Source organism: Flavobacterium oncorhynchi (assembly GCF_002217355.1).
Classification (GTDB): Bacteria; Bacteroidota; Bacteroidia; order Flavobacteriales; family Flavobacteriaceae; genus Flavobacterium; species Flavobacterium oncorhynchi.
The window spans coordinates 312,386-331,809 of the sequence record NZ_MUHA01000003.1 but is presented as its reverse complement, the minus strand read 5'-3'; the positions used below and the strand labels follow the sequence as shown (position 1 = coordinate 331,809).

14 protein-coding genes are annotated in these 19,424 nt (G+C 34.5%); 2 read left to right on the top strand and 12 right to left on the bottom strand.

Going from position 1 to position 19,424, the window contains the following annotated elements; genetic code table 11:
- From ruvB to B0A75_RS02500, 9 genes are all read right to left on the bottom strand, one after another.
- Window positions 1-1,023, bottom strand: coding sequence for a Holliday junction branch migration DNA helicase RuvB (gene ruvB, locus B0A75_RS02540; protein WP_089052715.1), 1,023 nt, complete (start codon window positions 1,021-1,023; stop codon window positions 1-3).
- A gap of 106 nt (window positions 1,024-1,129) precedes the next feature.
- On the bottom strand, window positions 1,130-2,932 hold the full coding sequence (locus tag B0A75_RS02535) for a cytochrome c oxidase subunit I (RefSeq protein WP_089052714.1): 1,803 nt from the start codon (window positions 2,930-2,932) through the stop codon (window positions 1,130-1,132).
- Window positions 2,933-2,962: 30 nt separating this feature from the next.
- Entirely contained in the window at window positions 2,963-4,153 is a 1,191-nt protein-coding gene (locus tag B0A75_RS02530; protein WP_089052713.1) for a cytochrome c oxidase subunit II, read from the bottom strand.
- Window positions 4,154-4,172: 19 nt separating this feature from the next.
- A complete protein-coding gene (locus tag B0A75_RS02525) occupies window positions 4,173-5,567 on the bottom strand; it encodes a cation-translocating P-type ATPase (RefSeq protein WP_089052712.1) in 1,395 nt (464 codons plus the stop codon).
- A 27-nt stretch (window positions 5,568-5,594) separates the two neighbouring features.
- Window positions 5,595-6,140, bottom strand: coding sequence for a c-type cytochrome (locus tag B0A75_RS02520; protein ID WP_089052711.1), 546 nt, complete (start codon window positions 6,138-6,140; stop codon window positions 5,595-5,597).
- Window positions 6,141-6,148: 8 nt separating this feature from the next.
- On the bottom strand, window positions 6,149-6,673 hold the full coding sequence (locus B0A75_RS02515) for a DUF3341 domain-containing protein (RefSeq protein ID WP_089052710.1): 525 nt from the start codon (window positions 6,671-6,673) through the stop codon (window positions 6,149-6,151).
- Window positions 6,666-8,069, bottom strand: a complete 1,404-nt coding sequence (gene nrfD, locus B0A75_RS02510) for an NrfD/PsrC family molybdoenzyme membrane anchor subunit (protein WP_089052709.1) — start codon at window positions 8,067-8,069, stop codon at window positions 6,666-6,668. The genes B0A75_RS02515 and nrfD overlap by 8 nt, the downstream gene beginning before the upstream one ends.
- A 34-nt stretch (window positions 8,070-8,103) precedes the next feature.
- Window positions 8,104-11,157, bottom strand: a complete 3,054-nt coding sequence (locus tag B0A75_RS02505) for a TAT-variant-translocated molybdopterin oxidoreductase (RefSeq protein ID WP_089052708.1) — start codon at window positions 11,155-11,157, stop codon at window positions 8,104-8,106.
- A 32-nt stretch (window positions 11,158-11,189) separates the two neighbouring features.
- Window positions 11,190-12,518, bottom strand: a complete 1,329-nt coding sequence (locus tag B0A75_RS02500) for a c-type cytochrome (protein WP_089052707.1) — start codon at window positions 12,516-12,518, stop codon at window positions 11,190-11,192.
- 219 nt (window positions 12,519-12,737) lie between these two features.
- On the opposite strand from B0A75_RS02500, the gene B0A75_RS02495 reads away from it, so the two are divergent.
- Window positions 12,738-13,127, top strand: coding sequence for an SPOR domain-containing protein (locus B0A75_RS02495; RefSeq protein WP_089052706.1), 390 nt, complete (start codon window positions 12,738-12,740; stop codon window positions 13,125-13,127).
- A gap of 591 nt (window positions 13,128-13,718) precedes the next feature.
- Here the strand turns inward: B0A75_RS02495 and infB are convergent.
- The 3 genes from infB to rimP are packed head-to-tail and all read right to left on the bottom strand — an operon-like array spanning window position 13,719 to window position 18,389.
- On the bottom strand, window positions 13,719-16,598 hold the full coding sequence (gene infB, locus B0A75_RS02490; RefSeq protein ID WP_089052705.1) for a translation initiation factor IF-2: 2,880 nt from the start codon (window positions 16,596-16,598) through the stop codon (window positions 13,719-13,721).
- Window positions 16,599-16,657: 59 nt separating this feature from the next.
- On the bottom strand, window positions 16,658-17,911 hold the full coding sequence (gene nusA, locus B0A75_RS02485) for a transcription termination factor NusA (protein ID WP_089052704.1): 1,254 nt from the start codon (window positions 17,909-17,911) through the stop codon (window positions 16,658-16,660).
- 13 nt (window positions 17,912-17,924) lie between these two features.
- Window positions 17,925-18,389, bottom strand: coding sequence for a ribosome assembly cofactor RimP (rimP, locus tag B0A75_RS02480; protein ID WP_164973666.1), 465 nt, complete (start codon window positions 18,387-18,389; stop codon window positions 17,925-17,927).
- A 174-nt stretch (window positions 18,390-18,563) separates the two neighbouring features.
- Here rimP and B0A75_RS02475 point away from each other — a divergent pair, with 174 nt between their 5' ends.
- Window positions 18,564-19,388, top strand: a complete 825-nt coding sequence (locus B0A75_RS02475; protein WP_089052702.1) for a universal stress protein — start codon at window positions 18,564-18,566, stop codon at window positions 19,386-19,388.
- Window positions 19,389-19,424 lie beyond the last annotated feature (36 nt).

Below are 19,424 nucleotides of genomic sequence, written 5' to 3'. Positions count from 1 at the left end.
CTAAAACAAACCTCCTTGAATATTTGTATTTAACTTACCTAAATGTTTATATGCTTTGTCTGTAACTTCACGACCACGAGGCGTACGCATAATAAATCCTTCTTGAATCAAGAAAGGTTCGTACACTTCCTCAATAGTTTCGCTGCTTTCAGATACGGCTGTAGCCAAAGTAGAAAGACCTACGGGCCCACCCTTAAACTTATTTATAATAGTTAATAGTATTTTATTATCCATTTCATCTAAGCCATGCGCATCAACATTTAAAGCTTTTAATGCGTAACGAGAAATCTCAATATCAATAGTACCATTACCTTTTATCTGTGCAAAATCACGAACTCGTCGCAGTAGTGCATTTGCTATACGAGGAGTTCCGCGGCTGCGGCCTGCAATTTCAATTGCAGCTTCAAGATCTATAGGCATTTTTAATATCCCTGCACTTCTTTCTACAATTGTTGTCAAAAGTTCAGTAGAATAATATTGTAATCGAGATGAGATACCAAAACGTGCTCTCATTGGAGCCGTTAATAATCCTGATCGAGTTGTTGCACCAATCAAAGTAAACGGATTCAAATTAATCTGCACTGTCCTAGCATTTGGGCCAGATTCAATCATAATATCAATTTTGAAATCTTCCATTGCCGAATATAAATACTCTTCAACAATTGGACTCAAACGATGAATTTCATCAATAAATAAAACATCTCTCTCATCAAGATTTGTTAACAAACCAGCTAAATCACCAGGTTTATCTAAAACTGGTCCAGAAGTAATTTTTATTCCAACCTCTAATTCATTTGCCAGAATATTAGCCAAAGTCGTTTTTCCAAGCCCTGGAGGTCCATGGAATAACGCATGATCAAGCGCCTCGCCACGTTGATTTGCAGCAGCAACAAAAACTTTTAAGTTTTCTAAAACCTGATCTTGTCCAGCAAAGTCATCAAATGACAATGGGCGTAATCTCTTTTCAAGATCTAATTCTTCTGGGTTATATCCTTTGGTTGTTGGATCTAAATTCTCATTCATTTTACAAAGATATACAAAGTAAATCAGTATGTAAACAGTAACAATTTAACTATTTAAAATAACACATAAAAAAAAGACTGTCATCTCTGACAGTCTTTCTATTATTTTAGTGGTGTAAAACTTCTTCACCTTCCTTCATTGGTACATTTTGAGGAACAAAATCTACATCATGATTTGGGTTACTGTAGTCATACGGCCAACGATATACGTGAGGAATTTCACCTGGCCAGTTTCCATGAATATGTTCAACTGGAGTTGTCCATTCTAATGTCGTAGATCTCCAAGGATTTTGAACCGCTTTCTTACCGTAGAAAATACTACTAAAGAAGTTGTACAAGAATACTAATTGGAAAGCTCCTCCTACAAGAGCAAATGTTGTAATTAAAACATTCACATTTTGTAAATCATCAAATAATGGGAAGTTAGTATTTGTATAATAACGTCTTGGTAAACCTGCTAATCCGATAAAGTGCATTGGGAAGAAAACACCATAAGCACAAACTGCTGTAATCCAGAAGTGAATATAACCTAAGTTTTTATTTAACATTCTTCCATACATTTTAGGAAACCAGTGGTAAATACCAGCAAACATTCCATAAAGTGCAGAGATACCCATTACTAAGTGAAAGTGAGCAATTACGAAGTAAGTATCGTGAACGTTAATGTCTAAAGTACTATCTCCTAAAATGATTCCAGTTAAACCTCCAGTGATGAAAGTAGAAACCATTCCAATAGAAAACAACATTGCAGGGTTAAATTGTAAGTTACCTTTCCATAAAGTTGTAATCCAGTTGAATGCTTTTACAGCAGATGGAATTGCAATTAATAAAGTTGTAAAAGTAAATACAGATCCTAAGAAAGGATTCATTCCAGAAATAAACATATGGTGACCCCATACGATAGTTGATAAAAATGCAATTGCAAGAACTGACATAATCATCGCTCTGTATCCAAAAATTGGTTTACGAGAGTTCGTAGCCATAATTTCAGAAACAAGACCCATTGCTGGTAAGATTACAATGTAAACCTCAGGGTGACCTAAGAACCAGAATAAGTGTTCAAACAATACTGGAGAACCACCTTGGTAATGTAAAACCTCTCCTGCAATATAGATATCAGATAAGAAGAATGAAGTACCAAAACTTCTATCGAAAATCAATAATAATGCTGCAGATAATAATACTGGGAAAGAGATAACACCAATAATAGCTGTTACGAAAAATGTCCAGATTGTAAGTGGAAGTCTAGTCATAGACATTCCTTTTGTTCTTAAGTTAATAACAGTTACGATGTAGTTTAATGATCCCATTAAAGAAGATGCAATAAAGATAGCCATCGAAACTAACCATAAAGTCATACCAGTTCCAGATCCAGGGATCGCTTGTGGTAAAGCACTTAATGGTGGATAAATTGTCCAACCTGCAGAAGCTGGTCCAGCTTCAACAAATAAAGAACATAACATAACTACAGCAGATAAAAAGAACAACCAGTATGAAATCATGTTCATAAATCCAGAAGCCATATCTCGCGCTCCAATTTGAAGCGGAATAAGTAAGTTACTAAAAGTTCCACTCAAACCAGCTGTCAGTACAAAGAATACCATAATGGTACCGTGAATTGTAACTAAAGCTAGATAAATATCATTTGCCATTACACCATCAGGTGCAAATTTGTCTCCTAATAAAACATTAAAGATTTTAAAAGACTCTTCTGGCCAAGCCAATTGCATTCTGAAAAGCAAAGACATAGCAATACCAATAATCCCCATGATAATACCTGTAATCAAGTATTGCTTAGCGATCATTTTGTGATCAATACTAAAAATATATTTAGTAATGAATGTGTCTTTATGATGATGTTCGTGCTCGTGATCGTGTCCGTGATCGTGACCGTGCGCTTCTGCTGACATATATGTGTACTTTAAATTTTCTTAATAATATTATTTCATCGCAACTTTAGCTACAGCTGCTTTAACTGTATCTACAACTGCTTTTACAGTATCGATAACTTTTGCAGTAGTATCACTTGGTGCAGCACCTTCTGCTTCAGGTTTTTTAGCAGCTGCTGCCGCTTTAATATCCTGAGCTAAAGTAGTTTTCTCGCTTAACCATTTTTTATATTCTTCTGGAGTATCCACAACAACTTTCATTTGCATGTTATAGTGTGAAGCTCCACAAATTTTATTACATAATAATAAATAATCAAATGTATAAGGATCTAAAGCTGTACCTCCTTTTGCAACTAACTCAATACTTTTTTCAGCTCTTAACTTGTTGATGTTTGCAACTTTCTCAACCATAAATGGTAACTCTCTGTATTCAGCAGTAGTATAAGTAGGTACAAAAGCAAATTCAGTTACCATACCTGGAACACAGTTCATCTGTGCTCTAAAGTGAGGAAAATAAGCTGAATGCAGTACGTCTTGAGAACGCATTTTGAAATGTACTTTTTTACCTTTAGGAATATGAAGTTCAGAAACTACAATATCATCTTGAGAATTAGGATCAGACATATCAACTCCTAATGTATTAATTCCTTCAATTAAACGAACGTTTGCTTTTCCTAAAACATTATCTTGACCTGCATATCTTGCAGTCCATTTAAACTGTTGAGCATATAATTCGATCTCTACAACATCCTCATCTTTGTCAACAAACATGATGTTATTCCAAGCATATAATCCATAAAGAATTAAACAAGCTAGAACTACAGATGGAATGATACTCCAAATTGCTTCTAATTTATTACTATCTGCAAAGAATAAAGCTTTTTTATCTTTATGTCCTCTATTTTTAAAAGAAAACCAGTGCAGTAAGCCTTGAGTAATAACTTGAACTGTAAAGATTAATACCCAGGTAATATTCATCAAACTATCTACTAAAAGCCCATGCTCTGAAGCTGGTGTATGAAGCACTAAATTACCCCATTTTAGTAAACCATAAATAGTAAATATATAAATGAAAGCTAAAAAGCCAAACATAATATATCCCTGAATATTATTATCATTATCTGATGCAACCTGAGAATCGTCCGAAGAAGATCCTACTTGAGTAAGATCAAATATCTTGGTCAATTGCCATAATGCAACTGCTAATAAAACTAAAACTACAATTACCAACAAACTTGTCATCTGTTTATTTCTTTAAATATTAATAATGAAAATGTTTACTTTCTTCTATGAAAGGATTTCTTTTTGCAAGCAAAGGAGATTTAGTTAATGCAGTAAACACTGTAAAAATAAACAATCCTAAAAAGAAAAGAATAGACGCAATTTCAGAAACTCCAATAAACCATTTATCTCCTACTGTACCAGGCATAATCATATTAAAGAAATCAATATAATGTCCTAATAAAATAACAATACCAGCCATTACTATAATCCAGCTTAGACGTTTGAAATCAGTATTGATTAAGATTAACAATGGGAAAACAAAATTCATAACCACAGCACCAAAGAATGGCAAGTTATACAATTGAATTCTTGTAATGAAATAAGTAACCTCCTCAGGAATATTTGCATACCAGATTAACATAAACTGAGAGAACCATAAGTATGTCCAGAAAATACTAATACCAAACATGAATTTAGCTAAATCATGAATGTGGCTTGTATTAACAAACTCTAAATATCCTTTAGATTTTAAATAAATAGTCACTAAAGCAATAGTAGTAATTCCGCTTACAAAGAAAGAGGCAAAAACATACCATCCGAATAATGTACTAAACCAGTGTGGGTCAAATGACATAATCCAATCCCAAGACATAATAGATTCAGATACAATAAAGAATACTAAAAATCCAGCTGATGCCTTAAAGTTCTTTTTATAGTACAAATCATCATTCGCTTCATCTTGAGCTAAACAATTTTTTCTAGAAAAATAATTATATAAATTCCATCCTAATAAAAAGATACCTGCTCTAACAATCCAAAATGGGAAGTTTAAATATCCTGATTTACCAGCGATAATTGCATCATAATTAGGGCTTTTTGGATCCGTAACACCTTCACCCAACCATACAAAAATATGATTAAAATGAAGTCCGCAAAGAACCAAAATAATAAAGAAAATTACAGAACCAACTGGCAAATAAGCCGTAATACCTTGCATTACTCTAAACAAAACTGGAGACCAACCTGCCTGAGCAACTTGTTGAATAGCATAAAATGCTAAAACTCCCATTGCAAGCAATAAAAAGAAAATACAAGCTACATATAATGCAGACCAAGGTTTGTTTTGTAATTGGTGCAGTACATGGTTTAAATGTTCTGTATGTTCATCAGCGGCATTAACTTTTGCATGTTCACCACCTTTATGTGAATCATGAGATGCCTCAGCAGTTTCGTGATGCCCAGCTTCTGTATGAGAAGCTTCTGCTGTTGCTTCATGTGCAGCACCATGAGAACCATGCGCATCTGCAGCAAGAATTTTTTCAACTTCTTGAATATCTTTAGGAGCAGTTAAAAAACCATATCCTATTCCTAATATACCAACGATCATTAGGATGAAAGAGAAAGTTTTTAATTTACTTGAAAATGTATACATATCTATTACGATCAGTTTGTTCAACAATTATAATTGGCTTTTTAGTTTTAGAACATAGTCAGCAACTAACCAACGTTCGTGGGCACTTAATTGATTTGCATGCGAACCCATTGCATTTAAACCATAAGTCTCAACATGAAAGATACTACCTTCAGTGATCTCTCTGTCTTTATAACTAGGTACTCCAAGAAATTTCTCTCTTTCAACTAATTTACCTTTACCATTTCCAGTTGCACCATGGCAGCTAATACAGTAAATATCGAAAAGTTCTTTTCCTTTTTCAGAACTTTTTTCTGCTTCAGTCAAAGGCGATTTTAAATTAGCTTTCGCCAATTCATAACCTGCAGTTGAATTTTCATACTCATAAGGCTCAAAACCTCTATTAATAGTTCCTTCTACAGGAAGCTGTCCTTCTTTACCACCCTTAAATACTTTTGCCTCCGCATATGGCTCATATGCCAAAGACTCATACATATTAGGGAAATACTGATAGTTTGGTGCCGAATTATTGTGGCAAGATGAAACTAAAATAGTTATACCAACTAAAAGTGTTATTTTATATATCCTTTTCATAGCTACAATTAATTCTTTTCAATTACTTTAACTTCAACAGCTCCAGTCCCTTCGAAAAAAGTAACTAGTTCTGCCTCATTATTATTCACAGCAACTTCCATTAAAAAATGGTCATCTGTTGTTCTTACATCTGGATTCTCAGCTTCTTTAAATGGCCACAATCTACTTCTCATATAAAAAGTAATAACCATTAAGTGGGCAGCAAAAAATACAGTCATCTCAAACATAATAGGCACAAAAGAAGGCATATTTTGAATGAAGCTGAAACTAGGCTTACCTCCAATATCTTGCGGCCAATCGTGAATCATGATATAACTCATCATAAATGTAGCAAATGAAATACCAACACATCCGTAAAGAAAAGAACAAATTGCTAATCTTGTTGGTGCTAAACCCATTGCTTTATCCAATCCGTGAACAGGAAATGGAGTAAAAACCTCTTCAATATGATGATGTGCAGCTCTAGTTTTCTTTACTGCATCCATCAAAATATCATCGTCATTATAAATGGCGTATATTACTTTATTACTCATGATGTGAATCTTTATTTTTTGCTCTTTCTCTAATGTAATTATCTCCTGTTCCTTTTAGAATTGTTTTAACCTCTGCCTGTGCAATTACAGGGAATGTTCTAGAGTATAATAAAAACAATACAAAGAAGAAACCAATTGTTCCGATGAAAATTCCAATATCAACAAATGTTGGTGAGAACATTGTCCAAGAAGATGGAAGATAATCTCTATGTAAAGAAGTAACAATAATTACGAATCTTTCAAACCACATTCCGATGTTTACCACAATCGAAATAATAAATGAGAACATGATACTTGTTCTTAGTTTCTTGAACCACATAAACTGTGGAGAGAAAACATTACAAGTCATCATTGACCAATATGCCCACCAGTAAGGTCCAGTAGCTCTGTTTAAGAATGCATATTGCTCGTATTCTACTCCAGAATACCAAGCTACGAATAACTCAGTGATATAAGCAACACCTACAATCGAACCTGTAATCATAATAATGATATTCATCAATTCGATATGTTGTAATGTGATATACGCTTCAAGATTAGAAACTTTTCTCATAACGATCAACAATGTATTTACCATCGCAAATCCTGAGAATACCGCTCCAGCAACGAAGTATGGAGGGAAAATAGTTGTATGCCATCCTGGAATTACAGAAGTAGCAAAGTCCATAGATACAATTGTGTGTACAGAAAGTACAAGAGGAGTTGCTAAACCAGCTAATACCAATGATACCTCTTCAAAACGCTGCCAATCTTTAGCTCTACCACTCCATCCAAAACTTAAGATAGAATAAACTCTTTTATTAAACGGAGTTATAGCTCTATCACGAAGCATTGCAAAATCAGGTAATAAACCAGTCCACCAGAAAACTAATGATACTGAAAGATAAGTAGAAATCGCAAATACGTCCCAAAGTAATGGTGAGTTAAAGTTTACCCATAAAGATCCAAACTGGTTTGGAATAGGTAAAACCCAGTATGCTAACCATGGACGTCCCATGTGAATAATTGGAAATAAACCTGCTTGAACTACTGAGAAAATAGTCATTGCTTCTGCAGAACGGTTAATAGCCATTCTCCAACGTTGACGGAAAAGTAATAGTACTGCAGAAATCAAAGTTCCAGCGTGACCAATACCAACCCACCAAACGAAGTTAGTAATATCCCAAGCCCAACCAACTGTTTTATTTAATCCCCATGTTCCAATACCGGTAGATACGGTGTAAATTATACAACCTAACCCCCAAAGGAAGGCTATTAATGCGATTGAAAATACAATCCACCATTGTTTATTTGCAGGACCTTCAACAGGTGCTGCCACATCTACAGTTACATCGTGATATGATTTATCACCTATAACTAAAGGTTTTCTAATGGGTGCTTCGTAGTGAGACGACATAATCCTTTATATTGTTTCTTATTAATAATTTATTCTAAGTATTTCTAACTTTAACATGGTAAACCACATTAGGTTTTGTTCCTACATGCTCTAATAAATGATATGATCTATCATCAGCTGCTAATTTAGCAACTTTACTTTCGGCATCATTAACATCACCAAATATCATTGCTCCAGAAGAACAAGCACTTGAACAAGCTGTTTGGAATTCTCCATCAACAATTGAACGGCCTTCTTTTTTAGCATTTAATATAGTAGCTTGTGTCATTTGAATACACATAGAACATTTTTCCATAACACCACGTGAACGTACATTTACGTCTGGATTCAATACCATACGACCTAAATCATCATTCATATGATAATCGAATTCACTGTTTTTATTGTATAAGAACCAGTTAAAACGACGAACTTTATAAGGACAGTTATTAGCACAGTAACGAGTACCAACACATCTGTTGTATGCCATGTGGTTTTGACCTTGACGACCATGAGAAGTCGCAGCAACCGGGCAAACTGTTTCACAAGGTGCGTGATTACAGTGCTGACACATTACAGGTTGGAATGCTACCTGTGGATTATCTCCAGGTTTTTCCATTTCATTGAATGTAGACAATGAGCTAGATAAGCCAGCAATACCTTCTTTTCTTTCGTTATCTCCAGCAAAAGTACTTTCAGAAGAATAATATCTATCAATACGCAGCCAGTGCATATCACGACTTCTTCTAACCTCAGATTTACCTACTACAGGAACGTTATTTTCTGCATGACAAGCAATAACACATGCTCCACATCCAGTACAAGCATTCAAGTCGATTGATAAGTTAAAGTGATGTCCAGTAGAACGATCAAATGATTCCCATAAATCAACAGTAGTAGCTTCAACTTCTTGGTGATCTAAAGATACCATTGGTTGTTCGTTCCAATGTTTAGCATCTTCAGTATTAAATATTTTCAAAGTTGTTTCTTTGATAATATCCCCTCTGCCCATTAATGTTTTTTGCCCTTGAACACAAGCAAACTCATGCTCTCCATTAGCTTTTACAATAGAAACGGCTTGAACATTATTGAAGTTTTTATATAAAGCGTAAGCATTAATACCTACTTGCATTTCTTCTTTTAAAGCCGCTTTACGACCATAACCTACAGCTAAACCAACTGTACCAACTGCTTGTCCAGGCTGAACAATTACCGGTACATTTTCTAATTTAGTTCCATCTGCAGTAGTAATAGTAGCATAACTACCATTTAAACCACCGTTTGCAACAATTTCATTTGATAAATTAAATTTCTTTGCATCAGCATTAGAAACTGTAATATAGTTATCCCATGAAACTCTTGTGATTGGATCTGGAAACTCTTGCAACCAAGGATTGTTTGCATGTTGTCCGTCTCCCATTCCAGTTTTAGTATATAAAACTAATTCAAGCTCTCCAGCAGCTTTTGATTTTGAAAGTGCACTTGCAGCACCTGCATAATCAAAAGAACCACCATTTAAAGCACTTGATCCGTATACAAAAACACCATCGTGTAAAACTTTATTCCAAGAAGATCCTGCAATAATTGACCCTGAATTAGCTTTAAGGTAATCGTAGAAATTTCCTGCAACACCATTCAATGACAATAAAACGTCTTGAAGTTGTTTTGTATCAAAAATTGGACGAATTGTAGGTTGTGTTAAACTATAAGTTCCTTTTGTAATCACTAAATCTCCCCAAGACTCTAAATAATGAGGAACCGGTGCAGCAATTGTTGATATAGCAGCAGTTTCATCTTCTTTCAAAGATAAAGCAACTGAAGTTTTAACTTTTTTCAATCCAGAAACAAAAGAAGCAGAATCAGCTAAAGTATAAACAGGATTAACTCCACTCATAATTAAAGTATGAACACTTCCTGCATTCATATCTTTTAACAACTGAGCAACTACAGCATTAGAACCTTTTCTAATTTGTCTTGTTTCAGCTGTATTAAATGCTTCACTAGACAATGCTTGATTAATAGCCAAAACTAATAATTGTGCATTCTTATCTTCTAAGCCAGACACTAAAATTCCTTTAGAACCAGCTGCTTTTAATTGTTGTGCTGCTTTTTCAACTTCCGCTTTAAACTTAGCATCTAAAGAAACTGGAACTGAACCTCCAACAACAACATTATAAATTTGAACTAAAGCTTGTTTTTGATCAGCTGTCGTCATTGGAACACGCTTATCAGCTGCAGCTCCAGATAATGTCATATTTGATTCAAACTGAAAATGACGAGACATTTTTCCGTTTTGAGGAATACGTCCTTTTGCATATCCAGCATCATATCCACCACCTTGCCAATCTCCTAAGAAATCAGCACCAACAGATACAATTAATGAAGCTTTTGAAAAATCATAATCTACTAAAGCTCTTTCACCATAAACAGTTTCAAAAGCATCTAACGCGTCAGATGAAGAAACCGCATCGTAAACTACATGTTTAGCATTTGGATTTTTAGCAATAAACTCACCTATTAATTTCTCAGTAGATGGACTTGCTAATGTATTTGTTAATAATACTACTTGACCTCCTTTTGCTTTTGCATCAGCCAAACTTGATTTAATTTTTAAATCAACTGCTGACCAGCTGCTATTTTTTCCATCTAATTTAGGCTCTTTCAAACGCATACTATCGTATAATCCTAAGATAGACGCATGAATTCTAGCATTAGCAGAAAATTTAGCTCCAGAAATAGTATTGTTCTCAATTTTAATTGGACGACCCTCACGAGTTTTTACCAAAAGATTTGCAAAATCAAAACCATCAAAAACAGTAGTTGCATAAAAATCTGCAACACCAGGAATGATTTGCTCTGGTTGTAATACATAAGGGATAGACTTGTGCACAGGACCTTCACAAGCAGCAAGTGTAACTGCCGCAGTACTAAATCCTACGTACTTTAAAAAGTCACGACGTGAAGTTCCAGATGTAGCTAAAGCATCTGCATTTCCTAAGAATTCATCAGTAGGAATTTCTTCAACAAATTCGTTATTTCTAAGCGCCTCAACAATAGAACTATTTTCTAGCTCTTCAACACTTTTCCAGTATTTTTTGTTTGATGACATTGTATATAAATATTAAAATCTTAATAATTCGATTAATAGTGGCATTTACCGCATTCTAAACCTCCCATTTGCGCTGCAGTTAATTTCTCTACACCGTATTTTTTAGAAAGTTCAGCATGAATTTTATCATAATATGCATTTCCTTCCATCTTAACATCAGTTTTTCTATGGCAATCAACACACCATCCCATTGTTAATTTAGAGTATTGCTTCATGATTTCAAATTCTTGTACCGGACCGTGACAAGTTTGACATTCAACTCCTGCAACAGAAACGTGTTGAGAGTGATTGAAATAAACAAAATCAGGAAGATTATGAATACGAACCCATTTTACAGGCTTAGTTTTTCCAGTATAAGCTTGTTTAGTCTTATCCCATCCAACAGCATCATATAATTTTTGAATTTCTCCATCATAGAATGCTTTACTATACTCTGCAGTAGCAGTAGTCTCAGCAACTTCAGAAATATTTTTATGACAGTTCATACAAACATTCAACGAAGGAATACCAGCAGTTTTACTTACACGTGCAGCAGAGTGACAATATTTACAATTGATCTCATTATCTCCAGCGTGAATTTTGTGAGAATAGTGAATTGGCTGAATTGGCTCATAATTTTGATCAACACCTACCTGCATCAAGTAACCATATACAAAATAACCACTAGCTAAAAGTAAAAATATAGAAGTAACTAAAACTAAAAATTGATTTTTAGCAAAAGCTTTCCAAATTGGAGTTCTGCCTTCTTTTGGCGCAACTTCAATTCCGTTATTACTTGCAACTTTAGTTAACACTTTGTTCACCATGAACAACATAACAACTAAAATAGCCATTACAAGAGCAAGAGCCCCTAAAATAATATTATTAGAAATACCGCCGCCTTCAACTTTTTGCCCAGGAGGAACAGTTCCTGGCGCACCAGCAGCAGGCTCAGCTTTTTTCTCAGAAGTAAAAGCAATAATATTATCAATATCGCCTTCAGATAATTGAGGAAAAGAAGTCATTACTGCTTTATTGTTTTCCTCAAAAAGTTTAACCGCAACAGGATCACCTGACTTAATCATGTCAGAACTGTTATGCACCCATTTATAAAGCCAAGCTTTATCGTGCTTATCCGCAATTCCTCTCAAAGCAGGACCTGTTGATTTAGCATCTAATTTGTGACATGCAGCGCAATTTGCATTAAAAAGTTCTTTCCCTTTTACTGGATCACCACCTGTAGTTGCAGCCGGAGCAGCAGCTTCAGGAGCCGCAGGAGCAGCAGGATCTTGAGCAAATGAAGTTAGGGAGAAAATTAACGTTAGCGATAAACTAAGTAATAATTTTCTGGAGATCGAATTATGGTTACCCACCTTTTTCATATAGTATAATAATTATCTACTAATTTTTGGTATGATTTTTTCTGTAGTAAATCAGACTAAAATTAATACCTTCTTTTAAAACTTGCACAAAAATACGACTTATGAACTATTCTCAAAACCTTAAAATACTCTTAAATATCAATTTATATCAATTCTAAATAATATTAAAATTTTCCATACAAACTTTAAATATTATTTTTGCACAAAAACCATCACATTATGAGAATTTTAACCCCTTCAAAAAACGTTTTCTTAACATTAGTAATCTTTGCTTTAGCAAACAATATTCATGCTCAAGATCAAAATTTAACAGTAAATCAAGATCCCAAATTTGAGCAATTAATGAACGAGAAACGTAAATTTAACACATCAATAAGTACAAATGATTCCTATAGAATTCAAATTTTTAGCGGAAAAAGCGAAGAAGCAAAAAAAACACTAGCCGACTTTAAAAGAGAATACTCAAACATTGATGGCACTATAATTTTCAATACCCCAAACTACAAAGTAATTGTAGGCAGTTTTAAATCAAGAATCGAAGCAGAAAGAAATTTAGCAGACATCAAGAAAAAATACAAAAATGTATTCTTGCTAAAGCCGAATAAATAAAACAAGAAAACAAAACGACAAGAAATAAAGAACCACAAAAGCAACTCTCTACTGAGTTTCTTTTGTGGTTTTTTATTATAACAAGGCATTAAATACCAAACAAAAACTAACATCTAAACACAAAGCCCAAATTCAAAATTTACTTTTTCATTATCGGCAATAACTACTTCACTACATTACACACAAACACTACAACTCAATCACCACTCCTAAAAAAAAAAATATTTCCGACAACTTGTTACTAGAGCGAAACAGCGCTTTTTACCCGAAAAACCACCTTATAAATCAAATTTCTACACTACCCTTACCACTACTCTTTTTCAGCCTTTAAAACACAATCTGTTTTCTTTATTACGAACACATCAACACCCCCTGCTAGTCAAAAACCCTACAACACGTAACAAAACATCCTACAAAGAAAACTTCAAAACAGATTACCTCGCAAAAAAAATATCAAAAGAAAACACTAACCACAAAAAAAACTCAATCTTAAAAAAAAAAAAAAAAAACTCATTCTCTTATCAAAACCAAACAGTTCTAAACAAAAAAAATCCCGAAAAAATCGGGATTTATATTTTAAAAGAAATTCTCTTATTTAAGTTTCTTTTTAATTGCAACTTCGTGATAAGCTTCAATAACATCATTCATTTCGATATCATTAAATCCTTTTATTTGTATACCACAGTCATAACCTTTAGAAACCTCTTTAACATCATCTTTGAAACGTTTTAAAGCAACTAATTCTCCTGTATGTACTACAACTCCATCTCTAATAACTCTAATTTTAGAGCTTCTCAAAATCTTACCATCAGTTACCATACATCCCGCAATTGAGCCAACTTTAGAAATTTTGAAAATCTCACGAATCTCAGCTGTTCCTAAAATTTCCTCTTTCATTTCAGGAGCTAACATTCCCTCCATCGCATCTTTCAAGTCATCGATCGCTGCATAAATAATAGAATAGTAACGGATGTCAATTTCTTCTTTATCTGCAAGCTGTCTAGCATTTCCAGCAGGACGAACGTTAAATCCGATAATGATCGCATCAGAAGCAGAAGCCAACATAACGTCAGTTTCAGTAATTGCTCCAACACCTTTATGAATAATATTAATTTGAATTTCTTCTGTAGAAAGTTTAGAGAACGAATCTGATAATGCCTCAACAGATCCATCAACATCTCCTTTAAGGATTACGTTCAATTCTTTAAACTGACCAAGAGCGATACGACGTCCAATTTCATCAAGTGTAATATGACGCTGAGTACGTACTGATTGTTCACGCATTAACTGAGAACGTTTAGATGCAATTTGCTTAGCCTCTTTTTCGTCTTCGAATACATTAAACTTATCACCTGCTGTTGCTGCTCCATCTAAACCTAAAACAGATACCGGAGTCGAAGGACCAGCTTCTAAAACTGTATGCCCACGCTCATCATGCATTGCTTTAACTTTTCCATGGTGTTTTCCAGCAAGCATATAATCTCCAATTTTTAACGTACCTTGTTGTACTAAAACTGTTGACACATATCCTTTTCCTTTATCCAAGAAAGCCTCTACAACACTTCCTTGCGCTGCTTTATTTGGATTTGCTCTTAAATCTAAGATTTCAGCTTCTAATAAAACTTTCTCTAATAATTCTTTTACTCCTGTTCCAACTTTCGCAGAAATATCATGTGACTGAATTTTCCCACCCCAATCTTCAACAAGTAAATTCATACTAGCCAAACGCTCTTTGATTTTCTCAACATTAGCATTTGGTTTATCAATTTTATTGATCGCAAATATAATTGGCACTCCCGCAGCTTGTGCGTGAGAAATCGCTTCTTTTGTTTGCGGCATGATGTCATCATCCGCAGCTACTACAATAATAGCGATATCCGTAACTTGAGCTCCACGTGCACGCATCGCGGTAAACGCCTCGTGACCTGGCGTATCTAAGAATGCGATTTTCTGACCATTATCAAGAGTAACCCCATAAGCTCCAATGTGCTGTGTAATACCACCCGACTCTCCAGCGATAACATTTTCTTTACGGATATAATCCAGTAAAGATGTTTTACCGTGGTCAACGTGACCCATTACAGTAACAATAGGCGCTCTAGTTACTAAATCTTCTTCTTTATCTTCAACTACTTCGATAGCTTCCTCGATATCAACAGTAATAAACTCAACTTCGTAACCAAATTCATCAGCTACAATTGTTAATGTTTCAGCATCTAAACGCTGATTCATTGTAACCATAATACCTAGAGACATACAAGTTCCAATTACTTTTGTAATCGGCACATCCATCATGATTGCAATTTCACCTACAGTAACAAATTCAGTAACTTTAATCGTTTTACTTCCTTCGTCAAGTGCTCTTTGCTCATCATCAGATTTCTGACGGTGCGTTTCTCTTTTATCTCTTCTATATTTAGCCGCTTTAGATTTCCCTCCTTTACCTTGAAGTTTTTCAAGAGTCTCTCTAATTTGGTTTTTCACTTCTTCTTCAGTAGGCTCAACTTTAGCTACAATAGCCGGACGGTTTCCTTTTACAAAACCAGGTCTCGCACTTCTGTTTGCATTAAATCCGCCTCCGCCGTTGTTTGGCGTTATCTTATTAGGATTTGGAGTTCCCGGTGCATTCCCAGCTCCTTGAGGTTTTGGCGCCCCCGGAGTTCCTGGCTTAGGCGCAATTCTTTTACGCTTATTTTTATTAGCATTATTACCAACACCTGGAGCACCAGGTTTATTAGGCGTAATTTTAGGATCTTCTTTCTTTTTCTTAGGTTTATTAAATTGAGATAAATCAATTGTCTGCCCCGTAAGAGTTGTTCCAGATAATTTCTGGTATTGAGTAGTGATCGTTTCTTCGGCAGTTGCAGGATCTGTTGAAACAATAGGCTCTTGGGCTGTTTTTGTAACTTCAGTTTTAACTTCTTTTTTCTCTGTAATAATAGGTTTCTCTACCTTTTTCTCTTCAAAAACTACAGGAGCAACTGGCTCAGGCTGTACAACTTCTTTCTGAACTGGTTTTTCTGGTTGAGTTGGAGTAATAACTGCTTTTGGCTCTTCAGCTTTAACTGGCTCCTCAGTTGGAGTAGAAACAACTGCAGGTTTCTTCGGATTTAAATCTATTTTACCTACTTGCACAGGTCCAGTTACAACCGCTCTCGCTTTTATAATCTCCTGTTGCTTTTGGCGCTCCTCGTCTTGTCTGCGTTTGTCTTCAATTTCTTTCTCACGCTCTACACGTAATGCTTCTTTTTCTTTTCTTTTCTCTTCTCCAACCTCTTTAGAAGCTTCCTTATTCCCCTTATCGCCCGCAAATTGGCTTTGCAGGATATTAAACTCACTATCAGAAATTTTCGCGTTTGGATTTGCATCAATAGCAATACCCTTATCTTTTAGATAATCAACAGCTCTTTCTAACGAGATATTTAATTCCCTTAAAACCTTATTTATTCTTATTACTCTCTCTTCAGACATATAACCTTTTTATTATTACCTTTTTCGTTGTGTTGTTAGAGCCAGACTTCAGCCATTAACTAGCTGTCAAACTCTTCTTTTAGTATCTTCATAACATCCAGAATCGTTTCCTCTTCTAAATCTGTTCTTCTTACTAAATCTTCTACTTCTTGTTTTAAAATACTTTTTGCAGTATCTAAACCTATCTTAGCAAATTCTTCGATTACCCATTCTTCAATTTCATCTGAAAACTCTGTTAATTCAACATCGTCTTCATCTGCAACTGTTCCAGCAACATCACCTTCACGAATAACATCTAATTCATAACCCGTTAATTGACCTGCCAATTTAATATTGTGACCACCTCTACCAATTGCTTTAGAAACTTCTTCTAATTTCAAGAATACTTCAGCTCTTTTGTTTTCCTCATCAATTTTGATTGAAGAAACTTTCGCAGGGCTTAATGCTCTTGTAATAAACAATTGAATGTTATTTGTATAGTTGATTACGTCAATATTTTCGTTTCCTAACTCACGAACAATTCCGTGAATACGAGATCCTTTCATACCCACACAAGCTCCAACTGGATCAATTCTATCATCATAAGAATCTACCGCTACTTTTGCTTTTTCACCAGGAATACGCACTACATTTTTAACTGTAATCAAACCGTCGAACACTTCAGGAATTTCTTGTTCAAATAATTTCTCTAAGAACTTCTCAGAAGTTCTAGACATAATAATTTGAGGTTTGTTTCCTTTTAATTCAACGCTTTCAATGATTCCACGAACATTATCTCCTTTACGGAAAAAGTCAGATGGAATTTGTTTTTCTTTCGGAAGTACAATTTCATTCCCCTCATCATCAACTAAGATAACTACTCTTGGACGTACGTGGTGTACTTCTGCAGTATAAATATCACCAATAATATCTTTAAATTGCTTATAAAGATTTGTATTATCGTGTTCGTGAATTTTAGATATTAAGTTTTGACGCAAAGCCAAAATAGCTCTTCTTCCTAAGTCAATCAATTTAACCTCTTCAGAAACTTCTTCGCCAATTTCAAAATCCGCTTCGATCATTCTTGCTTCAGTCAAAGTAATCTCTTCGTTTTCAAAATCAAGATCTTCGTCAGCAACAATTACTCTTCTTCTCCAAATCTCCATATCTCCTTTATCAGGATTTATAATGATATCGAAGTTATCGTCAGAACCGTATTTTTTCTTTAATGCATTTCTAAACACGTCCTCTAAAATTGCCATAAGCGTTACACGATCAATAAGTTTATTGTCTTTAAACTCTGAGAATGAATCGATTAATGCTAAATTTTCCATGCGAATTCTTTAATTAAAATGTTACTGTAACAATTGCCTCTTTAATTTCTGTATAAGGTATTTGCTGCTCTTTTTGAACTGTTTCTTTTCCTTTTCCTATTTTTTTCGGTTCTCTTGCTTCCCAAGACAAAATTATAAAAACATCGTTAGCTTCTACTAATTCTGCTTCAATTTTTTCAGTATTTGTAGTAACAATCAATGTTCTACCAATATTTTTCTTGTATTGTCTTACCAATTTCAAAGGAGACCCTACTCCAACTGATGCTACTTCAAGAGAAAAATCTTGCTCTTCACGATCCAAGTTATTCTCAATTGCTCGACTAATATCGATGCAATCCTGCAGTGCCACTCCTGTATCACCATCTAAACCTACACTAATTTTAAAAGCATCAGAAACAGCCAGATCAATCAAAAAGATTGACGGCTTTTCTAAAAGAGCCTCCGCAATTAATCCGTTTACTTTTTCTTTAAATGTCATAATTTTATAAAAAGAGGGGACACTTAGTCCCCTCATTATTTAGATTTTAATAAATAACGGTGCAAATATAGTGATTTTTTTATAAATCAAAATAAATAGATCGCTCTAAAAATATTTCTTATCTTTATAGAAGCATTAATTTAACAGAATTTCTCATTATTTAACCCAAAAACCATGAAACAAATTCTAGTACCTACTGATTTCTCTGAACACGCAGAAGACGCCTTAAAAGTCGCCGTACAAATTGCCAAAAAAAACAACTCCGAAATCATCATCCTTCACATGCTTGAACTTCCAAGCCAAATGAACGACGCCGTTTTAGGCGGCACCAGCATTCCCGAAACCATGCTTTTTATGAAAAAAGCAAACGAAATGCTGGATGAAATTTCATCAAAACCATACCTAGACGGCATTCAAGTGACTGAAATCGTAAAAATGGATAGACCGATTCACGGAATCACTCAAGTAAGCAAAGATCACAATATAGATTTAATTGTAATGGGATCTCACGGCTCTTCTGGCGTTGAAGAATTACTAATAGGCTCTAACACTGAAAAAGTAGTACGCAATTCTGACATTCCTGTTTTGGTAATCAAAAAAGACATCAAAAATTTTAATGCATCTAATATCGTATTTGCTTCTGATTTTTCAGAAGAAGCAAAAAAACCATTCAAAAAACTCCTTGACTTTGCCAAAACATTCCAATCAAAATTGCATTTGGTTACAATTTGCACGCCAAACAGCTTTAAAACTACACACGCAGCAGAAAAAGCCATAACCGATTTCATCATGGAATTTAACCTCTCAGATTACACTACAAACATTTACAATGATACTAATATCGAAAAAGGAATCATAAACTTTTCCAACAAGATAAACGCAGATATCATTGGAATGTGCACACACGGAAGAACTGGTTTTGCACACTTTTTTAATGGAAGTATCAGCGAAGGCTTAGTAAATCACGCTATTAAACCTATTATTACTTTTAAAATATAAAAAACAACCAAACAAAATCAACTCACTTAAATTTAT